The following is a 392-nucleotide window of genomic DNA, read 5'->3' as shown; positions in this document are numbered from 1 at the left end:
CATTGATCAAGAACGATATCAATCTTTATGGGTATCACTTGCCATTGGATATTCATCCACAACTGGGTAATAACGCTCGTCTAGCACAGCTTTTGGGCATTGATGTTGAAGGCGGGTTAGAGGGGCATGCTCAATCTGTCGCGATGCACGGCCGCTTGAAGCAAGCAGTGAGCGGTGCGGAATTTGCCAAGCGCATCGACAAAGCGCTAGATAGAGAGCCACTGCATATCGCGCCTGAAAACGCCGATAAAATGATTGAAACTGTTGGTTGGTGCACGGGTGGTGGTCAAGATTACATTCAATTGGCTGCAGACAACGACTTGGATGCCTTCATTTCAGGTGAGATGTCAGAGCGCACCACCTTTGTGGCACGCGAGCAAGATATTCATTAC

The 392-nt window shown here is 48.7% G+C and carries 1 protein-coding gene; it reads left to right on the top strand.

Translation table 11 applies throughout. The features are described 5' to 3' along the window. On the top strand, nt 1-392 hold a 392-nt coding region (locus AB4585_RS25295; RefSeq protein ID WP_372171525.1), incomplete at both ends, for a Nif3-like dinuclear metal center hexameric protein.

Origin of the sequence: Vibrio sp. 10N.222.49.C9 (genome assembly GCF_041474985.1) — a bacterium.
Classification (GTDB): domain Bacteria; phylum Pseudomonadota; class Gammaproteobacteria; order Enterobacterales; family Vibrionaceae; genus Vibrio; species Vibrio crassostreae_C.
This window is presented reverse-complemented; position numbering and strand designations above follow the sequence as displayed.